Genomic DNA, 20,772 nt, shown 5'->3' on the forward strand with positions numbered 1-20,772 from the left:
ACGCTGCAGGCGTCAGGCCGGCGCCCAGGCGTCGACGAGCTCACGGAAGGCGGCCGCGGCCCGGCGCCGACGCGCCCCGACGGGTGAGAGGTCGCCGTCGTAGCGGTCCCGCGCGTCAGCCAGCTGCTCCTCGATCCATCGGACGACGACATCGTCCACGCGCCCCGTCCCGAGCTCCCGGGTGACTGCCTTCGCCGTGACCATCCGCTCGACCGCCTCCCGCAGGGCGGGAGGCGGTGGCGCCTCGTCGAACAGCTCCATGAGGTTCATGGGTGGTGTCGCGGACCCGTGCGCCCTCATCCAGTGCAGCGCGGCGGCTGGACGTAGCGCGTAGAAGACCCGCTTGAGGACGACGTCACGCCCCCGATCGGCTCCACTGCGCTGCCACTGCCCCTCGCCGACGTGGAGGTAGTGACGTCCGACGCGGTGGACGTCGACGAGGGCCTCACAGGCCTCGAGCAGGGCGTCGCGGAAGGCCGGGTCGCCGTCGTAGACCAACGGCGAGCGCAGCCACTCGGCGACCGTCGCGTTGCCGTTCTCGGCGAGACGAACCGCCTTGACGAGGTCCCAGCCGTTGACGTCCAACACTGCGTCGAGCGGCGTCTCGATGACGTCGCGTGGCGGCCACGGGTCGAGGTAGGCGTCACGGTGGCGGACGAAGAAGAACCTGCAGTCGTAGTCGCTGTCAGGAGAAGGGAACCCCCAGGCGCGGCTGCCGCTCTCGATCGCCCACGGAATCGCGACTGCGTGCTCGTCGCTGGCCCGCGCGAGACGCGCGTCGATCTGCGCCACGACCTCCGGATCCATGTCCGGGGCGAGCCTGCGCACGTTGCCGTCCCTTCTTCTCAGCGGTCGTAGGCCGTGGTGTGTCGCGGCTCGTAGAGCTGGATGTCATCCGCACCCGGCACGGCCAGCATGACGACGAGGCCGTACCCGTGGTCGGCCGGCTCGGTCGTGAAGCTCGCACCGCGCGAGGCCAGGTCGTGCATCGTGGCCTGCAGGTTGTCGCACATCAGCGACATCGCGTGGTGGCGCGGAGCGCCCCAGGACGAGCCCTCAGGACCGCGTGTCGGGTGGACGCCCACCTCGCTCGGTCCGGTCCCGAAGATGAGCCACGCGTCCGCGCCCGTCGCCTCGTCTTCGGTAGACGCAGAGTCGCTGACGAAGGGCCACTGGAGGACGTCGCGGAAGAACGCGCGTGTCGCTGCGGCGTCGTCGGAGTAGACGAGGTTGTGAACTGCGGTGATCATGACCCGGACGCTACGCCCGAACCCGGCGGACGGCATGGGAAGGGCAGGTCCTGTGCGCTGAGTCGCCCAGTGACCCGACACCCCGATGCGTCCCGTGGGTCACCACATGACCCAGTGCACAGGGGGAGGCGTGTCACCCCTGGAGGCCGCCGGTCACCAGGGGCTGGGCTCGTAGTCCTTGACGAAGCAGCCGTAGAGGTCCTCGCCGGCCTCGCCGCGCACGATCGGGTCGTAGACGCGGGCGGCGCCGTCGACCAGGTCGAGCGGCGCGTGCCAGCCCTCGGCGGCGATGCGCAGCTTCTCGTCGTGCGGGCGCTCGTCGGTGATCCAGCCGGTGTCGACCGCCGTCATGAGGATGCGGTCGTTCTCGAACATCTCACCGGCACTCGTACGGGTCAGCATGTTGAGGGCTGCCTTGGCCATGTTCGTGTGTGGATGACCGGGGCCCTTGTAGCGACGCGAGAACTGTCCCTCCATGGCCGACACGTTGACGACATAGGCCCGCCGCGCGCCTGCCGCGACCGCCGCGCGCATGGCCGGGCGCAGCCGCGACACGAGGATGAACGGTGCCGTCGAGTTGCACAGCTGCACCTCGAGCATCTCGAGCGGGTCCACCTCCTCGACCTTCTGGGTCCACGAGTTGGTGCGCTGGAGGTCGGGCAGCAGGCCTCCTGCGTCGACGGCCGTGCCGTCCCGGTGCGCTTCGAGACTCGCGTGCCCGGCCGTGAGGGCCAGGGCCGTCATGGAGGCGGCGGTCTGCGCGGCGATCGCGTGCTCGACCGACTCGCCGTCGTGGTGGACGATCGCGTGCTGCTCGAGGGCGCCCGCGATCGAGGCAGGGTGCGCCTCGCTGATCCGGTCGAAGGTCACCATCTCGGGCAGGGCGAGGCCTTCGGGCAGCGGGGCCGACTCGAGCTCGACGAGGTTGCTGTAGGCGCCGGGGGAGCGGCGCACCGTCTGCGCGGCGTTGTTGACAAGGATGTCGAGCGGGCCTGCCGCCGCCACCTCGTCGGCGAGGGCGACGACCTGGGTCGGGTCGCGCAGGTCGATGCCGACGACCTTGAGCCGGTGGATCCAGTCGGCGGAGTCCTCCATCGACGCGAAGCGCCGCATCGCGTCCTTCGGGAAGCGCGTCGTGATGGTCGTGTGCGCGCCGTCGCGCAGCAGCCGCAGCGCGATGTACATCCCGATCTTGGCGCGACCGCCGGTGAGCAGGGCGCGCCTGCCGGTGAGGTCGGTGCGCTGGTCACGCTTCGCGTGCGACCGCGCCGCGCACTCGGGGCAGAGCCAGTGGTAGAACGCGTCGACCAAGGTGTAGTCGGTCTTGCAGATGTAGCAGCCGCGCGGGCTGATGAGCTCGCCCGCGAAAGCGCCGGCAGCATTGGAGACCAACGGGATCCCCCTGGTCTCGTCGTCGATGCGCATCGGCGAGCCGGTTGCCGTCGATGCGATGACCTGTCGGTCCGCCTTGCGCTCGGCCCACGTCTTCGCGTTGCGGCGGTCCTTCTTGAGCCGCTTGTACATCAGCGAAGCGGCACGCTTCAGGGTCTCGAAGTCGGGGTCGTCGAGGTCGAGCGACGGCGCGAGTGCCAGCACGCGCACGGCGGTCGCGACGTCCTCGGGGTCGAGGCGCACGACGGCGTCGGGGTCCAGCTCGTTCTCGGTCAGGCTCACCGCGCAAGGGTACGCGTGGTGCGCCGCCTGCCCCCAATCGTCGAGGGTGACGGCATACCCGGTGGGGCTGTGGCCTCGCCCGGGGTCGCGTGGGGGCGGTGCACACCCTCCCGTGACCCCGGCGCGAGGATCGGGGGACCGGTCAGCTCGGGCTGTCCGGCTTGACGGCGAGCGTCACGGAGACGTCCTGGCGCGAGCCGTTGCGGATGATCGTCAGGGTGGTCTTGTCGCCGGCCTTCATCTCGCGGATCTGGGCGACGAGGGCCGTGGCCGAGTCGACGCGCTGGCCGTCGACGGCGATGATGACGTCGCCGGTCTTGAGGCCGGCGTTCGCGGCCGGGGTGCCGCTGCTCACCGAGGCGACCTGCGCCCCGGCCCGCTTGGCGCTGCCGTCGGTGACGACCGTGTCGCGGGTGCTGACGCCGAGGAACGCGTGCTCGGCCTTGCCACTCCTGATCAGCTGCTCGGCGATCGACTTGGCTTCCTTGACCGGGATGGCGAAGCCGATGCCGATGTTGCCGCTCTGGCTGCCGGCGCCCTGCCCGAGCGAGGCGATCGAGCTGTTGATGCCGATGAGCTCGCCCTTGTTGTTGACGAGCGCGCCGCCCGAGTTGCCGGGGTTGATCGCGGCCGACGTCTGGATCGCGTTGGTGACGACCTCGTCGCCGGACTGCTGTTGCTGACCGAACGGCGACTCGTTCGAGGTGCCGGTGCTGACCGGGCGGTTGAGCGCCGAGATGATGCCGGTGGTCACGGTGCCCGACAGCCCGAGCGGGTTGCCGACCGCCATGACGGGGTCGCCGACCTTGAGCGCCTCGGAGTCGCCAAGGGTGATGGGCGTCAGGTCGCTCGGCGCGTTCGCGAGCTTGATGACGGCGAGGTCGGTCGACGGGTCGGTGCCCACGACGGTCGCGTTGTACGTGCGCCCGTCGCTCAGCGTCACCGTGATCGACCCGTTGCCCGTCGCGCCCTGGACGACGTGGTTGTTGGTCAGGACGTGCCCGTTGCGGTCGAAGATGACGCCGGAGCCGGCACCGGAGCCCTGCTGCGTCGTCACGTCGATGCTCACGACGCTCGGCGCGACCGCCGCGGCCACGGCGGACCAGTCGGGGCTGGACGCGTTGCCCTGGACGACCGTGGGAGAGCTGTTCTGGTTCGGGTTCGTCGTCGCCGTGGCGGCGGGTGTCGTCGACGTGGCGGTGCTCGGCTCACCGAGCTGCGTGGCGGCGTACGTTCCGCCGCTCGCGAGGACAGCGGCGAGGAGGGCGGTGCCCATGGTCTGGCCGAAGCGGCGGTCGCGCTTCGGGTCGGGGCGGCTGCCCTCACCGAGCGGAGGCGTCGGTGGAGCCGGCGGCGCAGGCGGAGTGGACTGGCTGTAGTAGCCGCCCTGCGGGATCTGCTGGGTGTGGTCCTCGGGTGCCAGGGTCATGGCTCCTCCTCGATCTGGGCTGTTGACTCCATGACACCGACCCAGCTTGGGACTCCGTTGTGGCGTTCCTAAGAATCCGCTGTGCCTTGGCGCGCGCTGCCCGGGCGAGCTCCGCTGCTCGCTGCCGAGCCACCCGGCGGGGGCTGAACCGGCAGCTCGACGACGACGGTCGCGCCGCCGCCGGGAGTCTCCTCGACGCGCACGCGGCCGCCGTGCGCGCCGACGATGGCGTGGACGATGGCGAGCCCCAGACCGTTGCCGCCGCCCTTGCCGCGGCTGCGCGACCAGTCGGCGCGGTAGAAACGCTCGAAGACCTCGAGCCGGTCTTCCTCGGGTATGCCGTGTCCGTGGTCGCACACGTGGAGTGCGACGTGCCGCTGGTCGACCCGCCCGACGAGGATCTCGATCGAGGTGCCGTCGGGCGTGTGGACGCGCGCGTTGGTCACGAGGTTGGTGACGACCTGGCGCAGCTGCTGCTCGTCGGCCTGCAGCTCGGTCGGCTCGATGGGCCCGTTGATGCCCGTCGTCACGATGTGGCGGCCGGGCGCGATCGTTCGGGCGTCCTGGGCGGCGTCGGCGGCGAGCACGGCGAGGTCGACGGTCTGGAGCTCGAGGGGGCGTTCGCCGTCGAGGCGGGCGAGGGTGAGGAGGTCCTCGACGAGGCCGCTCATCCGGTGCGCCTCCGACTCGATGCGTCCCATGGCCCCGGTCACGGCGTCGGCCGTGGGCAGCGCGCCCTGGCGGTAGAGCTCGGCGTAGCCGCCGACGGCCGCGAGGGGAGTGCGCAGCTCGTGCGAGGCGTCGGCGATGAACCGGCGCATCTTGGCCTCGTTGGCCTCGCGCACGGCGAAGCTCTGCTCGATGCGGGCCAGCATGGAGTTGAGCGAGCGCGAGAGGGAGGCGACCTCGTCGTCGGTGTCGGGCACGTCCACGCGCTGGGTCAGGTCGCCGACGGCGATCTTCGCAGCGGTGTCCTCGATGCGGGTCAGCGGCCGGAAGGTGCGGCGCACGAGATACCAGCCGAGGGCCCCGCTGGCGACGATGGCGATCGCGCCGATGAGGGCGGCGTAGAGGAGGAACTGCGTGACGGTGGCGTCGAGCGGCCGCAGCGGGAGCGCGACGACGACGATGGCGCTGCCCGTGTCGTTGAGCCTGGCGAGAGCCAGCCACTGTCCCTCACCGCCCTGCGACGAGACCTCGAAGGTGGTGTGGTTCGCGACGCGCGGGTCAGACACCGACAGGGTCGGGATCGCGGCGCGGTCGGGCTCGAACGCGGCCTCGCCGAGCGACTCGACGCTCCCGGTCGTGAGGTCGACGATCCGCGCCGTGAAGTTGGTCGGCAGGCTCGAGCCGGCGCGCGGGAGCTCCGACAGCTTGACCGAGGCGAGGCTCGAGGCATAGACCTCGAGCTCCCCCTCCGTCTGGTTGACGAGATAGACGCGAAGAAGTGCGCTCACGACGAGCGAGGTGGCCGCGAGGGCCACGGCGATGAGCCCCAACGTCACCCCGAGCAGCCGCCAGCGCAGCGGCGTGGTGCGCAGCCGCCGCGTCAGGGATCGTCTGCGGACGGTTCCGCCGTTCCCGGGGCCGGCGGCCGCCAAGGTGGTCAGGTCGGCCATCCCGTCAGGAGGTGGTCAGATCTGGGGGCACCCGGAGAACGTAACCCACACCGCGCTTGGTGTGGATGAGCGAGGGCCCGTCGGCGTCGATCTTGCGCCGCAGGTAGGAGATGTACGACTCGACGATGCCGGACTCGCCTCGGAAGTCGTAGTCCCACACGTGGTCGAGGATCTGCAGCTTGGACAGGACCCGGTTGGGGTTGAGCAGCAGGTAGCGCAGCAGCTTGAACTCCGTCGGGGACAGGTCGATGATGCGCCCGCCGCGACGCACCTCGTGGGAGTCCTCGTTGAGCTCGAGGTCGTGGAAGCGCAGCGTCGCACCGTCGTCGACCTGGCCCCGGGTGCGGCGCAGCACGGCCCGGATGCGCGCGATGACCTCCTCCAGGCTGAACGGCTTCGTCACGTAGTCGTCGCCGCCGACGGTGAGGCCCTGGATCTTGTCGCCCGTCGCGTCGCGGGCGGTGACGAAGACGATCGGCTGCTGGCGGCCGCGGTCGCGCAGACGGCGCGTGACCTCGAACCCGTCGACGTCGGGGAGCATCACGTCGAGGACGACGAGGTCGGGATCCGACTCCTCCGCCATCGCGAGGGCTGTCGCCCCGTCACCGGCGGTCTCGACCTCGAACCCGGCGAAACGCAAGGACGTCGCGAGCAGCTCGCGGATGTTCGGCTCGTCCTCGACGACGAGCAGGCGGGCCTCGGGCGTCGCGGCGGTCTGGGTGTCCACAATGACAGTCTCGGGGCGTCGGCTGGGAGTTGGCTGGGAGTCTGCTCGGACTGGCCGTCAAGGTTGCCGAAGACTGTCGCAAAGGGGACAAAACGGGCACACTGGGAGGTGATCGGGGCGAGGACGAGGACGACGACCATCGGGGCAGCGACGGGGCCGCCCACCAACGATGGTCACCACGACCGGGGCGGACCCGGCGACGACGAGGACGACTGCCCACCGTCGCGCCGGCCGCGGGTCACCTGGTCGTGCGTCCTCCGGCTCCGTCGCCGACCCTGGGGGCGCGACGGAGCCGCGAAGGGCCCTGCCCACCCGGGCAGGGTCCTTCGTCGAGGTCCCGTCGGCGTTCGGTGCGCGGCCGAGGGCAGGAGCTCAGCGCTTGCGCGCCTTCTCGAGGGCCTTCTTGAAGTCCTTCTTGCACATCGACGCGCAGTCCTGCTTGCACAGTCGGTGGATCACCACGGCGCACTTCTGGCACCGCGGGTTCTTCTTGCAGCACTTGGACTTCGGCTTGACCTTGGCCACGTCCTTGGCCTTGAGCTTGCCCACACGCAGAGCGTAAGTAGGTAAGGCATGCCTTGCCTAATCACGTCCAAGATTGAGACACGTGACCTCAGTCACGCTGCGGGTCGCACGGCCTCAGAGGTCGTCGGCGTCGACGATCCGGTAGGCGTAGCCCTGCTCAGCGAGGAAGCGTTGCCGGTGCGCCGCGAAGTCCGCGTCGACCGTGTCCCGGCTGACGATGGTGTAGAAGTGCGCCGTACGCCCGTCGCCCTTGGGCCGCAGCACCCGGCCGAGCCGCTGGGCCTCCTCCTGGCGCGACCCGAACGTGCCGCTGATCTGGATGGCGACGCTCGCCTCCGGCAGGTCGATCGAGAAGTTGGCCACCTTGCTGACCACGAGCGTGCTGATCTCGCCGGTGCGGAACGCGTCGTACAGTCGCTGGCGCTCCTTGACCGTCGTCTCGCCGGTGATGACGTCCGATCCGAGCAGCTCGGCCACCTCGTGGAGCTGGTCGAGGTACTGGCCGATGACGAGCGTCGGTTCGCCCGTGTGCCGTGCGGCGAGCTTCTCGATGACGGGCAGCTTCGCGTCGGAGCACGACGCGAGGCGGTAGCGCTCGTCCGGCTCGCTCACGGCATACGCCATGCGTTGGCCGTCGGGGAGGCTGACCCGCACCTCGACGCAGTCCGCGGGAGCGATGTAGCCCTGCGCCTCGATGTCCTTCCACGGGGCGTCGAAACGCTTCGGGCCGATGAGGCTGAAGACGTCGGCCTCGCGGCCGTCCTCGCGCACGAGGGTCGCGGTGAGGCCGAGCCGGCGGCGGGCCTGGAGGTCGGCCGTCATCCGGAAGATCGGCGCGGGCAGCAGATGCACCTCGTCGTAGACGATGAGGCCCCAGTCGCGGGCGTCGAGCAGGTCGAGGTGCGCGTACGCGCCCTTCCGCTTCGTCGTCAGCACCTGGTAGGTCGCGATGGTGACGGGCCGGATCTCCTTGCGGGCGCCGGAGTACTCGCCGATCTCGTCCTCGGTCAGGGTGGTACGGCGCAGCAGCTCGTCCTTCCACTGCCGCGCGCTCACCGTGTTGGTGACGAGGATGAGGGTCGTGGCCTGGGCCGCCGCCATCGCGCCCGCGCCGACGAGCGTCTTGCCCGCGCCGCAGGGCAGGACCACGACACCCGAACCGCCGTGCCAGAAGCCGTCGACGGCGTGCTGCTGGTAGGGCCGCAGGTGCCAGCCGTCCTGCAGCAGGCCGATCGGGTGGGCCTCGCCGTCGACGTAGCCCGCGAGGTCCTCGGCGGGCCAGCCGACCTTGAGCAGCTCCTGCTTGAGCGTGCCGCGCTCGCTCGGGTGGACGACGACGGCGAGGTCGTCGAGGCGCTCGCCGGTCAGCGGCTTGATCTTCTTGTGCCGCAGGACCTCCTCGAGCACCGGGCGGTCCGTCGTCCGCAGCACGAGCCGCGTGCCCTCGGGCGAGTCGGCGAAGCCCTCCTTCTCGAGAGTGAGGCGGCCGTACCGGTCCATCGTGTCGGCCACGTCGACGAGCAGCGCGTGGGGGACGGCATACCGGCTGAACGACATGAGGGCGTCCACGACCTGCTCGGCGTCGTGACCGGCGGCGCGCGCGTTCCACAGTCCGAGGGGGGTGATCCGGTAGGTGTGGACGTGCTCCGGTGCGCGCTCGAGCTCGGCGAAGGGTGCGATCGCCCGGCGGGCCTGCTCGGCGCGCGGGTGCTCGACCTCGAGCAGGAGGGTCTTGTCGCTCTGCACGATCAGGGGTCCGTCATTCATCGTGTGGGGGCAACTCCCTCTCCCGTTCGATGTATTCCGCGGTCACCTCTGACCGCCGGATACATCGAACCGGGGTCGTCGGGCGTGATGACAGTATGGGCGAATGCGATCCCCACAGGTCGAGGCGGCGACGGGGCTGCCCGCGAAGGTGACCATCTACGAGGTCGGTCCCCGCGACGGACTCCAGAACGAGAAGACGGTCGTCCCGGCCGCGACGAAGGTCGAGTTCGTCCGGCGGCTCGAGGCGGCGGGGCTCGGCACGATCGAGACGACCTCGTTCGTCCCCGCGAAGTGGGTGCCGCAGATGGGCGACGCCGAGGAGGTGCTCGGTGCCCTCGGCGAGGACGGGCGCGGACGTCGCCGGCCGGCTCTCGTGCCCAACGAGCGCGGCCTCGACCGTGCCGAGGAGCTCGGCCTGCAGGCGATCGCGATCTTCGGGTCGGCCACCGAGACCTTCGCCCAGAAGAACCTCAACCGGTCGGTCGACGAGCAGTACGCCATGTTCGAGCCGGTCGTGAAGCGCGCGCTGGCGGGCGGCATGTGGGTGCGCGCCTACGTCTCCATGTGCTTCGGCGACCCGTGGGAGGGGCCGGTGCCGGTCGGGCAGGTCGTCGACGCCGCCGAGCGGCTCATGGATCTCGGCTGCCACGAGCTGAGCCTCGGCGACACGATCGGCGTCGGCACGACCGGTCACGTGCACCGGCTTCTCGAGGCGCTCGGCGCGCGCGGCATCGGCACCGACCGGGTCGCGGTGCACTTCCACGACACGTACGGCCAGGCGCTCGCCAACACGATGGCGGCGCTGCGTGACGGCGTCTCGGTCGTCGACGCGTCGGCGGGTGGCCTCGGCGGTTGCCCGTATGCGAAGTCCGCCACCGGCAACCTCGCCACCGAGGACCTCGTCTGGGCGCTGCACGGCGCGGGCGTCGAGACCGGAGTCGACCTCGACGCGCTCGTCGAGACTTCGGTGTGGATGGCGCAGCAGCTCGGCCGGCCGAGCCCCTCGAACGTCGTGCGCGCCCTGGCCGACGCCTGACCGGTCCAACCGGCCGGACCGACCACCCGTTCAGGCCGCAGGCCGGTGTTTGCGACTGTCGTTCCGGTCGATGCGACCGCTCAGCTCTCGAGGGTGGCGCCGGTGATGCGGTGGACCGAGAAGCTCTTCTCATGCCCGGACTCGTCGGTGGCGCGGACCCGGCCACCCTCGACGCGCTGCGGGTGGATGAGGTGGCGCGTCGTCGCCCCGTGCCCGTCGGAGTAGCCGATCCAGACCCCGTGTCGGTCGGCGACCGCGTCGCGGAGCAGCGACAGGGTCACGATCGGGTCCATGGCCTGGATGCGGGGCCCCGGCCTCGTCTCGTCGTCGGCGCGGCGCTGTTCGGCCGTCGCCTCACCCGCGCGCAGCCCGTCGACCAGGGCCTGGGTGTGCGCGCGGTCGACCGGCGACACGGTCGGCCCGGCGGTGCGGCGGCGGGACCCGGCCCGACGACGTGGCGTCTCGGAATGCACGACGGCACCGTCAAGGCCTTCGTGGACCGGCGCGAACCCGTTGTCGCGCAAGAGGTCCACGAGCACGCGGGGGTCCGCCGACGACACGAGGACGGTCGGCGCGAGACGCCGCAGACGCAGCGGGGCGAGGTCGCGCGAGGCGAGCATCGTGTCGAGCACCGACTCGTCGTCGGAGCGGATGTAGGCGGCCGCGCCACCGATCCGGGTCTGCCCGTGCTTGCGGGCGACGTCCGCGACGAGGTACTCCAGGGGCTGCGGCACGGGGGTGCGGCTCGACCGGCGAATCGTCTCGGTCAGGTCGGCCGCGGTCCATCCCGCGTCGAGCGCCCGACGCACCGACTCGGGTGTGAACCGGTAGACGGTGGCGCCCCCGCGCGACTCGACGTCGGCGGCGAGACGCATGAACGACCCCAGGCCGCCGACGAGCGGACCGGGCGCGACCGCCGTGAGGTCGGCCTGGACGAGGATGTGGTCGACCGGCGAGGGCAGGTGGGGTGACATCGCGGCCGCCACCCGGTCGACCAGCGGAGCGTCGGTCTGGCCCGGGGCTGAGGGCGTGGCGGTGCCGAGGAGCGCGCGGCCGGCCCCCGACAACGCGGCGCGTCCCGTGACGCCGAGCCACTCTGCCTCGCGCAGGACGGCGTCCACGGCCTCGTCGAGCAATGACGCGGCGCGGTTGGGCCGGCGCCATGCGAGCCGCTCGCGCAGGGAGTCCGGAGCGGGTGCGCCGCCCGGGTCGAGGCTTGCGAGCTCGCGCAGCACCTCGCGACGGATGGCTCGGATGGCAGGCCACTGGATGTCGGGACCCAGCGCGTTGGCGGGACCCGCGCCGGTGCTGCGCCGGCCGACGAGGTGCGGTGCGCGGGTCGAGCCGAGCCACGCGAGCGCGAGGGTGCCCCAGCGGTGCCCGGCCTCCCTGGAGCTCCAGTCGTCGATCTCCGACGTGGGAGCCCACACGGGCACGACCTCGCCGTCGTCGGCGACGAGCCCGGCAGCGTACGCGAGCTCCACCATGAATGCTGTGTGGTCCGGGTCCAGGTCGAGCGCCGTCTGCGTGGCGCGCAGGTCGCGCACCGCGACTCCGCCGGCGCGCAGCACGCGCGGCGGCTCGGCGCCCCACATGGCGGCGAGCTCGTCGACATGCGTGAGGCACTCGCTCGCCGCGCCACCTGCGGCCGCGTCGACGAGCGACACCTGCCGTGACTCGATCGGCGGCGGGGTCAGCTCGGTGGTCCGGTGCAGCCGGCCGTCGCGGAGCACGAGCCCCACCTCGCGAGGCAGGGCGACGCGGTCGGCCGAGACGGGGACGAGGAGGTGGTGCTCGATGAGCCAGCGCGCGGTCGTGCGTCCCGCGCTGGCTGTCGGCAGCACGCCGAGGGCCGGGCCCCACGTCATGCGCTCGAGCATGGCGCGGGAGTCGTCGGGAGCCGCGGCGATCGTCGCCGCGATGTGCTCCGGGTCGGCCTCCTCCGGCCGCGCGGACGGCCGCAGCTCGCGCATCGGGGCACCCAACCCCGCGACCGCCGTCCCGAGCACTTCCGGGACGGTGCGCACGACATGGTCACCGTCGGCGCCGCGCCAGACGAGCGCCGAGCGCCACAGGTCCTGCACGAGCCCGTCGACCGTCTCGGCGTCGTCGGTGCCGAGCAGCCGGAGCAGCACGTCGCGGTCGGCGGCGTCACCCGCGACGACGACCGCCTCGAGCACCTGCAGGTGGCCGCGGTCGAGGGCCTCGACGGCACGCTGCACGCTGGCGCGGGTGCCGGCCCGCGCCGCGAGGCTCGTCAGGTCGGCCGGGGCCGGACGCGCGAGGTCGGGGCGCGCGAGCACGAGGTCGATGAGCTCCGCGTCGCTGCGACCGCGGATGTCGTCAGCGAGGCTCCGGCTCGGGGTGGCCATCCTCCCAACCTACTGCCCGTCCACGGCGGGCTCAGCCTCGCGCGCCCGCGCCGCCCGCTAGCGTTGCCCCCATGAGCGCGCTCTCGCCCGCGTCACCCGCCCAGTCGGCGGCCTTCCCCACCGGCCAGCAGTGGACCATCGGGCACGGGCCCTTCGAAGCCACCGTCGTCGAGGTCGGCGGGGGCCTGCGCACCCTGACGCGCGACGGGGTCGACCTCGTCGCCGGCTACGGGCCCGACGAGACGTGCGCGTCCGGTCGCGGCCAGCAGCTGATGCCTTGGCCCAACCGCATCCGCGACGGCCGTTACACGTTCGACGGGACCGAGCACCAGCTGTCGGTCACCGAGGTCGCGCGCGGCAACGCCAGCCACGGGCTGGTGCGCTGGGCCCTGTGGGAGCTCGTCGAGCTCGAGGACGACATGGTGACGGTCGGCTACCGACTGCACCCCCAGCCCGGCTGGGACCACTTCCTCGACCTGCGCACCACCTACGTCCTCGACGACTCCGGACTGATCGTCACGACGGCGGCGCGCAACGTCGGACCGTCGGCTGCGCCCTTCGGCTACGGCGCCCACCCGTACCTCGCCATCGGTGCGACCCTGCTGCCCGACGTCGAGCTGAGCATCCCCGCCGAGTCGTGGCTCGAGGTCGACGAGCGACTCCTGCCGCACGCCACCCACCCGGTCGAGGGCACGGACCTCGACTTCCGCGAGCCGCGCCGAGTCGGCGACGCGCGGCTCGACACCGCTTACACCGACGTCGTGCGCGACGAGGACGGCATGTGGCGTTGCACCGTCTCGGCGGCCGACCGGGCGACGACGCTCTGGGCCGACGTCGCCTTCCCGTGGCTGCAGGTCTTCACCGCCATCGCCGAGGACCGCAAGGGTGAGGTCGGCATCGCCGTCGAGCCGATGACGTGTCCCGCCGACGCCTTCAACTCGGGAGACGGCCTCGTCGTGCTCGAGCCCGGCGAGGAGTGGACCGGCACCTGGGGCATCTCCCCGGCCTGACCGGGCCGGAAATCCGGTTTGCTCCGAGCCGTTAGGCTGGAGTCGAGCGCAAGGAGCGCCATCGGGTCGCGCCATCACGCGGGCGACCGACGACGAGCAACGAGGTGGACTGTGCCGACTGGCAAGGTCAGGTTCTACGACGCGGACAAGGGCTTCGGATTCATCTCCGAGGACTCGGGCGCGGACGTCTTCCTGCACGCGAACGCCCTCCCGGCGGGCGTCACGACCCTGAAGAAGGGCGCGCGCGTCGAGTTCGGCATCGTCGAGGGTCGCAAGGGGGCCCAGGCTTTGTCGGTCAAGGTGCTCGACCCGGTCCAGTCGGTCACCGCCAACAAGGTCGCCCAGACGCGCAAGACGCCCGAGGACCTCGTCGTCATCATCGAGGACGTCGTCCAGCTGCTCGACGGCATCGGCAACGCCTACCGCGGCGGCCGCCGACCCGAGCGCAAGCTGACCTCCAACGTCGCGCGTGCCCTGCGCGGCCTCGCGGACGAGCTGGAGAAGTGACCGGATGACCGTCACCGCCACCAAGAAGGACGCCGTGCTCCTCGCGGCGTCCGACCTCGCGCGCGGCGTGCTCGAGGAGGTCGCCGAGCCCGGCACCATCGGAGCCCACCTCGGCATGGACCTGCTCGAGGACCGCCTCGGCATGCACTGGTTCGAGTGCACGTCGCCGGGGTACCGCGGGTGGCGGTGGGGCGTCAGCGTCGCGCGGGTGTCGCGCGCCAAGGTCGCCACGGTCTGCGAGACGAACCTGCTTCCCGGCCCCGAGGCCGTCCTCGCACCCGAATGGCTGCCGTATGCCGACCGGCTGGCTCCCGGCGACCTCGGCGCCGGCGACGTGCTGCCCTACCGTCCGGACGACCCCAACCTCGAGTACGGCTTCGAGGCGACGGGCGACGAGGACGTCGACCAGATGGCGTTCTTCGAGCTGGGCTTGGGCCGGCCGCGGGTGCTCTCGGCCGAGGGCCGCGAGGCCGCCGCCAGCCGGTGGTACGAGGGCGACGCAGGGCCGACGTCCGAGATCGCGCTCAAGGCCACCGAGCAGTGCACGACCTGCGGCTACTTCCTGCCGATGGCCGGTGCCCTGCGCGCGACGTTCGGCGTGTGCGCCAACGAGTGGAGCCCGTCCGACGGCCGGGTCGTGTCGCTCGACCACGGCTGCGGCGCCCACTCCGAGACCGACATGGACCACCCCGAGCCGACGTCGGTCGGTGACCCGATCGTCGACGAGTTCGCCGTCGACCTCGAGCCGGTCGAGCCCGCCGCACAGGACGAGACTCCGGCGGGCGAGACCCCGGCGGAGGAGAGCCCGGCCGAGGACACCACCGCAGAGGACACCACCGCAGAGGACACCACTCCCGGCGTGGCCCAGGCGCCCGACGAGGAGCAGCACGGCTCCGACGACCCCGTCACCGACTGACTGCCAGCAGTCGGGCTGGGGGAGGTCACTCAGGCGGCGTCGCGGGCGTTGCCCCGCCCGCGGCGTACGTAGGCCCACCCGATGCCGCCCAGCACGATGCCGGCGACGCACGCCCACGGCCACCAGTCACGGCCGTCCTGGTGAAGCGAAGGCACGACGAGCGTGACGACGAGCGCGACGACCCACAGGGCGATTCCGACCTCGACGATGCGCAGCATCGGCACGTGGAGCGGCTCGATCTGCTCGGGCGTCGTCGGCTCGTCGTGGGTGGGCTCGTCGGTCACGCAGACAGCCTAGGGTCTGGTCGCCCGGCACGAACCGCGCGCCACTAGGGTGTGCGCCATGTCCACCGATACGCGCACTCGTCCGGCGGCCGCGGCCGGGCTGGACCGCTTCTTCAAGATCACCGAGCGCGGGTCGACCGTCGCCCGTGAGGTCCGGGGCGGCGTCGTCACCTTCTTCACGATGGTCTACATCGTGGTCCTCAACCCGATCATCCTGTCCGGCGTCGTCGACGGCTCCGGCACGATGATCGGCGGCACGACCGACCTGAACCAGAGCAAGCTGCTCGTCGCCGTCGGCACGGCCGTCATCGCGGGCGTCATGTCGATCGCGATGGGCCTCTTCGCCAACTTCCCGATCGCCCTCGCGGCCGGGCTGGGCATCAACGGCCTCATCACCGGCATGGTGATCACCCACGCGGCCGACAAGGTCACGTACGCCGACCTCATGGGCCTCGTCGTCATCGAGGGCGTCATCATCCTCGTGCTCGTCCTCACCGGCTTCCGCAAGGCCGTCTTCAGGGCGATCCCGGCTCAGCTCAAGGTGGCCATCTCGGTGGGCATCGGCCTGTTCATCGCCTACATCGGCATCATCGACGCGGGCTTCGCGCGCCGCCCGACCTCGCCCGGCTCGGTCCCGAGCGAGCTCGGCATCGGTGGCAGCCTCAACGGCTGGCCGACGCTCGTCTTCGTCGTGGGCGTCTTCCTCATCGCCGTGCTGCTCATCCGCAAGGTCAAGGGCGCGATCCTCATCGGGATCGTCGCGGCCACGGCGCTCGCGATGGTCCTCGAGGCGATCTTCAAGATCGGCCCGCGCGTCTTCGACGACAAGGGCGCGCTGACCAACCCGTCGGCGTGGCAGCTGACGGTGCCGAAGCTGCCGGACTCCGTCACGAACACGCCCGACCTGGGCATCCTCGGCCAGTTCAACCTGCTCGGCTCCTTCGAGAAGCTCGGCATCGTCACGGCTGTGATGTTCGTCTTCTCGCTGCTCCTGGCCGACTTCTTCGACACGATGGGCACGGTCGTCGCGATCGGCACCGAGGCCAAGCTCCTCGATGCCCAGGGCAACCCGCCGCACACCGACCGCATCCTCGTCGTCGACTCGGTCGCCGCGATCGCGGGCGGTGCCGGTGGCGTCAGCAGCAACACGTCCTACATCGAGTCGGCGGCCGGCGTCGAGGAGGGGGCCCGCACGGGGCTGGCGTCGATCGTCACGGGTGTGCTGTTCCTGCTCGCGACGTTCCTCGCCCCGCTCTTCGCGGTGGTCCCGTCGGAGGCGGCCGCCCCGGCTCTCGTCATCGTCGGCTTCCTCATGATGTCGCAGGTCAAGAACATCGAGTGGGACGACATGGAGGTCGCGCTGCCGGCGTTCCTCACGATCGTGCTCATGCCGTTCACCTACAACATCACCGTCGGCATCGGCGCGGGCTTCATCGCATGGGTGCTCGTCAAGATCGCGAGGGGCCACGCCCGCCAGATCCACCCACTGCTGTGGATCGTGGCGGCATTCTTCGTCGTGTACTTCCTCAAGACGCCGCTGGAGTCGGTCCTCACCTGAGAGGCCGCCGTATGCCGTGAAGGCCCCCTCCCGCTCGGGAGGGGGCCTTCACGCGTACGGGGGCTTTCCGGGACCTGGACGGACGGGAATGGTTAGCCGAGGTAATGAGTTAGGCTAAGCATCACCAGACTGAACTTCCGAGGACCTGCTTTGCGTACCAAGACCCCCATCGCCCCACTCTCGAGGGCTGAGCTCGTCTCCTTGTCCAACGACATCCGGCTCGCCTGCATGCGCATCTCTCGCCGCGTCCGCTTCGAGTCCGACCGCGAGCTGCCGCCTCACCACTTCTCGGTGCTCGCGCGCCTCGAGGACACCGCGCGCACCAACAGCGAGCTCGCCGACATCGAGCGCGTGTCGGCGCCGAGCATGAAGCGCACGACGACCGCCCTCGTCGCCGCGGGCTACGTCTCACGCGCCGACGACCCCACCGACGGGCGACAGGTGATCCTGTCCCTGACGGCCGAGGGCCGCAAGGCGCTGCGCCGCATCCGCCGGCACCGCGACGAGTGGATGCTCTCGCGCTTCGAGCACCTCACCGACGAGGAGCGGGAGCTGCTGCAGCGCGCGGCCGACGTGCTGGCCAAGGTGGCCAGCGAATGAGCCCCACCTTCCACTCGCTCTCCATCCCGAACTACCGCATCTACGCCTCCGGCGCGATCGTCTCCAACGTCGGCACGTGGATGGGCCGGGTCGCCCAGGACTGGCTCGTGCTCACGGTCCTCACCGACCACTCCGCGATCGCGCTCGGCGCCGTCACGGGGCTGCAGTTCCTGCCGTTCCTCGTCCTCGCGCCGTTCGCGGGGATGCTCGTCGACCGCTTCCCCAAGCGCCGCATCCTCTTCCTGACCCAGACCGCCCTGCTGCTCACGGCCCTGCTGCTCGCGGTGCTCACCGCGACCGACGTCGTGCAGCTGTGGCACGTCTACGCGCTCGCGTTCCTGCAGGGGGTGGCGACGGCGGTCGACAACCCGGCGCGCCAGACCTTCGTCTCGGAGATGGTCGACACCGAGCACCTGCCCAACGCCGTCGCGCTCAACAGCGCGTCGTTCAACCTCGGGCGCCTCGTCGGCCCAGGCGTCGCAGGGCTCGTCATCGCCTGGTTCGGCATCGCGCCGGCGCTCTACGTCAACGCCGCCACGTTCGTCTTCGTGCTTGCCGCCCTCCTGCGGATGAACACCGCCCTGCTCACGCCGTCACCGAGGGCGCGGGGCAAGGGCCAGATCCGCCAGGGGCTGCGCTACGTCAGAGGCCGCCCCGACCTCGTCCTCGTCATGGCGCTCGTCTTCGTGCTGGGCACGTTCGGCATGAACTTCCAGCTGACGATGGCGCTCATGGCCACGAAGGTCTTCGACAAGGGAGCGGGGGAGTACGGCCTCCTCGGCTCGATCATGGCCGTCGGCTCGCTCGCGGCAGCGCTGCTCTCGGCACGACGGGCGCGTCCCCGCCTGCGCGTCCTGCTGCTCGCGCTCGTCGGCTTCACCGTCTCGACGGCGCTGCTGTCGACCGCGCCGAGCTACCTTCTCTTCGCGGTCTTCCTCGTGCCGACCGGCCTGTCCGCGCTGACGGCGCTGACGACGGCCAACGCCATGGTCCAGGTGAGCGTCGACCCGGTCATGCGAGGTCGGGTCATGGCGCTCTACATGGCGATCTTCATGGGCGGCACCCCCGTCGGGGCACCCGTGATCGGCTGGATCGGCGACGCCTGGGGACCTCGCTGGACGATCGGCATCGGCACCATCGCGGTCGGCCTCAGCGTGGTCGCAATAGCCCTGTGGTTCGCGCGTAGGCAGAATGTCGCGGTGACCTTCCAGACCCAGGCGCGGCCGCGGCTGCGCATCCAGCTCGCCTCGGAGGTCCCGACGGTCCCCGAGGTGACGAAGTGAACTTCAAGTTCCGGCACCGGATCACGGTCGCAGCACTCGTGCTCTTCATCGCGATCGCGGTCATCGCCGCCGTCGTGAACCGCTGACCGGCCGGACCCGGGCGGTCCCTAGGATGGGGTCCGCCCACCCCGTCGAAGCCACTGCCGAGGAGCCACCATGGCTGCCCAGAAGTTCGTCGACCTGCTCAACGAGCAGATCGGCCACGAGTTCGCTGCCCACCAGCAGTACGTCGCGATCGCGGTCTACTACGACACCCTGACGATGCCGCAGATGGCGGCGCTCTTCTACCGTCAGGCGCTCGAGGAGCGCGACCACGCGATGATGATGGTGCAGTACCTCCTCGACACCGACTCGACCGTGACGATCCCCGGCGTCGGGGCGCCGACCAACTCGTTCTCCGACGTCGTCGAGCCGGTGAAGCTCGCACTCGCCCAGGAGAAGCGGGTCACCGACCAGGTGAACGCGCTGACGGCCGTGGCCCGCGACGAGCACGACTTCGCGTCCGACCAGTTCATGCAGTGGTTCATCAAGGAGCAGGTCGAGGAGGTCAGCTCGATGTCGGACCTGTTGACCATCGTCGAGCGCAACCGCGACGACCTCGAGACGATCGAGGAGTACCTGCGACGTGAGGGCGGCGGCAGCCAGGCCGACGACTCGTCGGCCCCGCCCATCGCGGGCGCCGGCGCCTGACGCCGGCCACTACGCAGACGACGGAAGCGGCCGCCCGGGACGGGGCGGCCGCTTCCGCTTTTCGCAGGGGTGCTGCTCGGCCGGGGTGGGGAAGTGGGGGTCAGCCGAGCAGGCCACCCGTGGGACACGTGACGACCTTCTCGTCGAGGACGCAGACGAGCTTTGCCGTCAGGGGGTCGAGCACCCGGACGAGCTCCTTCGGGTCGCCGGGCAGGAGCGGCAGGTGGGGCAGCGCCAGCAGCCGGACGATCTCCGCGGGCAGCGTCGGGGAGGGCAGCGGCTCCGGCGGCACCGGGACCGTCACCGAGGGCAGCGGCACACCGGGCACCGACGGCAGAGGGACGGGGATGCCGGGGGAGCGCTTCGTCGGTGACGGTCTCGGTGCCGGCTTCGGCCCGGCCGACGGCTTCGGTGACGATGACGGCTTGGGCGTGGCCGACGGTGAGGGTGACGGCTTCGCCGAGGAGCTCGGTGTGGGGCGTGCGCTCGGCGAAGCCGTCGGACGGGGAGCCGGCGAGCCGGCATACGCGAAGCCCGAGCCCTCGGGGGTGGCAGAGCCACTCCCCGACGCGGGGCGGGCGGCGGGGATCGCGTTCATGGGGACGACCGTCACGCCGCGGCGGTACGCGTCGGCGATCGACAGGACCGTGCGGACGTACGAGTCGGAGTGGTTGTAACGCAGCACGGCACGGTACGCCGCGCCCGGCGTGCGCAGGTCGGTGCCGCCGGAGCACAGCAGCACGCCCGCTCCCGTGACGGCGTCGGTGAGGCTCTGCGGGTTGGCGACGCCGTCGCCGTCACCGTCGCGGCCGGCCATCTGCCAGGACGTCGGGATGAACTGCATGGGACCGACCGCACGGTCGAACACGGAGTCACGGTCGAGGTTGCCGTCGTCCGTGTCGGTGATCCGTGCCGTGCCGCGCGAGCCGTCGAGCGGGATGCCGATGATGCCGGGGCGGGCGATGCCGCTCGCGTCGACCACGTTGCCGCCGAAGCGGGCGTGGTTGCTCTCGACCCGGCCGATCGCACCGAGCAGCGCCCAGTCGACGCCGCAGCCAGGCTTGACCCTGCCGAGCAGCCCGGCCGCACGCTGGTAGGCCGCGACGGCGACCGAGGGAATGCCGTTGGCGTCGAGCCGCACGGGCGCGAGCGCGTTGATCGCGGTCACCGCGCCGCGGGCCTCGGCGGGCACGTCGACGCGCGCGTAGTCGGGCGTGAAGGTCTGGTAGACCGGCGGCAGCTGCATCGGGGCCGGCGCGGGACCGGCCTGCGGGTAGACGGGGCTGCCTTCCTGGATGGCCTCGTCGGGCACCGTGATCGACGTCGGCGTGACCGTGTCGGGCCCGCGCGTGGCGGCGAACGCGATGCCGGCGCTCGCCAGGGCGATGACGGGCAGGGCGGCAACGACGCGGCGCGCGGTGGTGCCTGCGCGGACGATGCGGACCATGGTGACTCCTCGAACGACTGCCGCCCCCTTTGGCGGTCTGCCGGGCTCAACGACGCTCGCCGCCAAAGGTCACGCACG

19 protein-coding genes are annotated in these 20,772 nt (G+C 71.3%); 8 read left to right on the top strand and 11 right to left on the bottom strand.

The window, feature by feature from the left end:
• Positions 1 to 12: 12 nt before the first annotated feature.
• The 8 genes from ACFQU3_RS10300 to ACFQU3_RS10335 form a co-directional block, all read right to left on the bottom strand.
• Complete coding sequence (locus tag ACFQU3_RS10300; RefSeq protein WP_385909349.1) at positions 13 to 828, bottom strand: DNA polymerase beta superfamily protein; 816 nt, start codon at positions 826 to 828, stop codon at positions 13 to 15.
• Between the two features lie 17 nt (positions 829 to 845).
• Positions 846 to 1,250 (bottom strand): VOC family protein, encoded by a 405-nt coding sequence (locus ACFQU3_RS10305; protein ID WP_385909351.1) that lies wholly within the window; start codon positions 1,248 to 1,250, stop codon positions 846 to 848.
• Between the two features lie 153 nt (positions 1,251 to 1,403).
• Positions 1,404 to 2,924, bottom strand: a complete 1,521-nt coding sequence (locus ACFQU3_RS10310) for an SDR family NAD(P)-dependent oxidoreductase (RefSeq protein ID WP_385909353.1) — start codon at positions 2,922 to 2,924, stop codon at positions 1,404 to 1,406.
• 142 nt (positions 2,925 to 3,066) lie between these two features.
• Complete coding sequence (locus tag ACFQU3_RS10315) at positions 3,067 to 4,353, bottom strand: S1C family serine protease (RefSeq protein ID WP_385909355.1); 1,287 nt, start codon at positions 4,351 to 4,353, stop codon at positions 3,067 to 3,069.
• Positions 4,354 to 4,421: 68 nt separating this feature from the next.
• Positions 4,422 to 5,972, bottom strand: coding sequence for an ATP-binding protein (locus ACFQU3_RS10320; RefSeq protein WP_385909357.1), 1,551 nt, complete (start codon positions 5,970 to 5,972; stop codon positions 4,422 to 4,424).
• 4 nt (positions 5,973 to 5,976) lie between these two features.
• Entirely contained in the window at positions 5,977 to 6,699 is a 723-nt protein-coding gene (locus tag ACFQU3_RS10325; protein ID WP_385909360.1) for a response regulator transcription factor, read from the bottom strand.
• Between the two features lie 372 nt (positions 6,700 to 7,071).
• Complete coding sequence (locus ACFQU3_RS10330) at positions 7,072 to 7,248, bottom strand: hypothetical protein (protein WP_385909362.1); 177 nt, start codon at positions 7,246 to 7,248, stop codon at positions 7,072 to 7,074.
• A gap of 90 nt (positions 7,249 to 7,338) precedes the next feature.
• Positions 7,339 to 8,991, bottom strand: coding sequence for a DNA repair helicase XPB (locus ACFQU3_RS10335; RefSeq protein ID WP_385909364.1), 1,653 nt, complete (start codon positions 8,989 to 8,991; stop codon positions 7,339 to 7,341).
• A 103-nt stretch (positions 8,992 to 9,094) separates the two neighbouring features.
• On the opposite strand from ACFQU3_RS10335, the gene ACFQU3_RS10340 reads away from it, so the two are divergent.
• Positions 9,095 to 10,027: a hydroxymethylglutaryl-CoA lyase gene (locus ACFQU3_RS10340; RefSeq protein WP_385909366.1), complete on the top strand. Its 933-nt coding sequence runs from the start codon at positions 9,095 to 9,097 to the stop codon at positions 10,025 to 10,027.
• Positions 10,028 to 10,107: 80 nt separating this feature from the next.
• Here the strand turns inward: ACFQU3_RS10340 and ACFQU3_RS10345 are convergent, their stop codons facing one another.
• Positions 10,108 to 12,399 carry a helicase-associated domain-containing protein gene (locus tag ACFQU3_RS10345; protein ID WP_385909368.1) on the bottom strand — a complete coding sequence of 764 codons (2,292 nt, stop codon included), beginning with the start codon at positions 12,397 to 12,399 and terminating at the stop codon, positions 10,108 to 10,110.
• Between the two features lie 71 nt (positions 12,400 to 12,470).
• Between ACFQU3_RS10345 and ACFQU3_RS10350 the strand changes: the two genes are divergently transcribed.
• The 3 genes from ACFQU3_RS10350 (at position 12,471) to ACFQU3_RS10360 (ending at position 14,832) form a co-directional block, all read left to right on the top strand.
• Positions 12,471 to 13,409 (top strand): aldose 1-epimerase family protein, encoded by a 939-nt coding sequence (locus tag ACFQU3_RS10350; protein ID WP_385909370.1) that lies wholly within the window; start codon positions 12,471 to 12,473, stop codon positions 13,407 to 13,409.
• Between the two features lie 111 nt (positions 13,410 to 13,520).
• The gene (locus ACFQU3_RS10355; protein ID WP_385909372.1) at positions 13,521 to 13,916 is read left to right on the top strand and encodes a cold-shock protein; all 396 of its coding nucleotides are present in this window, start codon (positions 13,521 to 13,523) and stop codon (positions 13,914 to 13,916) included.
• 4 nt (positions 13,917 to 13,920) lie between these two features.
• A complete protein-coding gene (locus ACFQU3_RS10360) occupies positions 13,921 to 14,832 on the top strand; it encodes a DUF3027 domain-containing protein (protein ID WP_385909374.1) in 912 nt (303 codons plus the stop codon).
• Between the two features lie 29 nt (positions 14,833 to 14,861).
• Here the strand turns inward: ACFQU3_RS10360 and ACFQU3_RS10365 are convergent, their stop codons facing one another.
• Positions 14,862 to 15,116 (bottom strand): DUF2530 domain-containing protein, encoded by a 255-nt coding sequence (locus tag ACFQU3_RS10365; RefSeq protein WP_385909376.1) that lies wholly within the window; start codon positions 15,114 to 15,116, stop codon positions 14,862 to 14,864.
• A 58-nt stretch (positions 15,117 to 15,174) separates the two neighbouring features.
• Between ACFQU3_RS10365 and ACFQU3_RS10370 the strand changes: the two genes are divergently transcribed.
• The 4 genes from ACFQU3_RS10370 (at position 15,175) to ACFQU3_RS10385 (ending at position 19,247) form a co-directional block, all read left to right on the top strand.
• Entirely contained in the window at positions 15,175 to 16,674 is a 1,500-nt protein-coding gene (locus tag ACFQU3_RS10370; protein ID WP_385909378.1) for an NCS2 family permease, read from the top strand.
• Between the two features lie 150 nt (positions 16,675 to 16,824).
• On the top strand, positions 16,825 to 17,274 hold the full coding sequence (locus ACFQU3_RS10375; protein ID WP_385909379.1) for a MarR family winged helix-turn-helix transcriptional regulator: 450 nt from the start codon (positions 16,825 to 16,827) through the stop codon (positions 17,272 to 17,274).
• Positions 17,271 to 18,557: an MFS transporter gene (locus tag ACFQU3_RS10380; protein WP_385909381.1), complete on the top strand. Its 1,287-nt coding sequence runs from the start codon at positions 17,271 to 17,273 to the stop codon at positions 18,555 to 18,557. Before ACFQU3_RS10375 ends, ACFQU3_RS10380 begins: the two co-directional genes overlap by 4 nt.
• Positions 18,558 to 18,713: 156 nt before the next feature.
• Entirely contained in the window at positions 18,714 to 19,247 is a 534-nt protein-coding gene (locus ACFQU3_RS10385) for a ferritin (RefSeq protein WP_385909383.1), read from the top strand.
• A 100-nt stretch (positions 19,248 to 19,347) separates the two neighbouring features.
• On the opposite strand, the gene ACFQU3_RS10390 is transcribed toward ACFQU3_RS10385, so the two are convergent.
• Entirely contained in the window at positions 19,348 to 20,694 is a 1,347-nt protein-coding gene (locus ACFQU3_RS10390) for a lytic transglycosylase domain-containing protein (RefSeq protein WP_385909385.1), read from the bottom strand.
• Between the last annotated feature and the right edge of the window lie 78 nt (positions 20,695 to 20,772).

The sequence above is a fragment of the Terrabacter sp. GCM10028922 genome, from assembly GCF_042666095.1.
Lineage (GTDB): Bacteria > Actinomycetota > Actinomycetes > Actinomycetales > Dermatophilaceae > Terrabacter.

Bases quoted from the DNA above. Each gene is read 5' to 3' on its own strand.
- ACFQU3_RS10350 (WP_385909370.1), top strand. From the start codon at position 12,471: ATGAGCGCGCTCTCGCCCGCGTCACCCGCCCAGTCGGCGGCCTTCCCC.
- ACFQU3_RS10320 (WP_385909357.1), bottom strand. From the start codon at position 5,972: ATGGCCGACCTGACCACCTTGGCGGCCGCCGGCCCCGGGAACGGCGGA.
- ACFQU3_RS10340 (WP_385909366.1), top strand. From the start codon at position 9,095: ATGCGATCCCCACAGGTCGAGGCGGCGACGGGGCTGCCCGCGAAGGTG.
- ACFQU3_RS10385 (WP_385909383.1), top strand. From the start codon at position 18,714: ATGGCTGCCCAGAAGTTCGTCGACCTGCTCAACGAGCAGATCGGCCAC.
- ACFQU3_RS10360 (WP_385909374.1), top strand. From the start codon at position 13,921: ATGACCGTCACCGCCACCAAGAAGGACGCCGTGCTCCTCGCGGCGTCC.
- ACFQU3_RS10335 (WP_385909364.1), bottom strand. From the start codon at position 8,991: ATGAATGACGGACCCCTGATCGTGCAGAGCGACAAGACCCTCCTGCTC.
- ACFQU3_RS10305 (WP_385909351.1), bottom strand. From the start codon at position 1,250: ATGATCACCGCAGTTCACAACCTCGTCTACTCCGACGACGCCGCAGCG.
- ACFQU3_RS10380 (WP_385909381.1), top strand. From the start codon at position 17,271: ATGAGCCCCACCTTCCACTCGCTCTCCATCCCGAACTACCGCATCTAC.
- ACFQU3_RS10315 (WP_385909355.1), bottom strand. From the start codon at position 4,353: ATGACCCTGGCACCCGAGGACCACACCCAGCAGATCCCGCAGGGCGGC.
- ACFQU3_RS10370 (WP_385909378.1), top strand. From the start codon at position 15,175: ATGTCCACCGATACGCGCACTCGTCCGGCGGCCGCGGCCGGGCTGGAC.
- ACFQU3_RS10390 (WP_385909385.1), bottom strand. From the start codon at position 20,694: ATGGTCCGCATCGTCCGCGCAGGCACCACCGCGCGCCGCGTCGTTGCC.
- ACFQU3_RS10345 (WP_385909368.1), bottom strand. From the start codon at position 12,399: ATGGCCACCCCGAGCCGGAGCCTCGCTGACGACATCCGCGGTCGCAGC.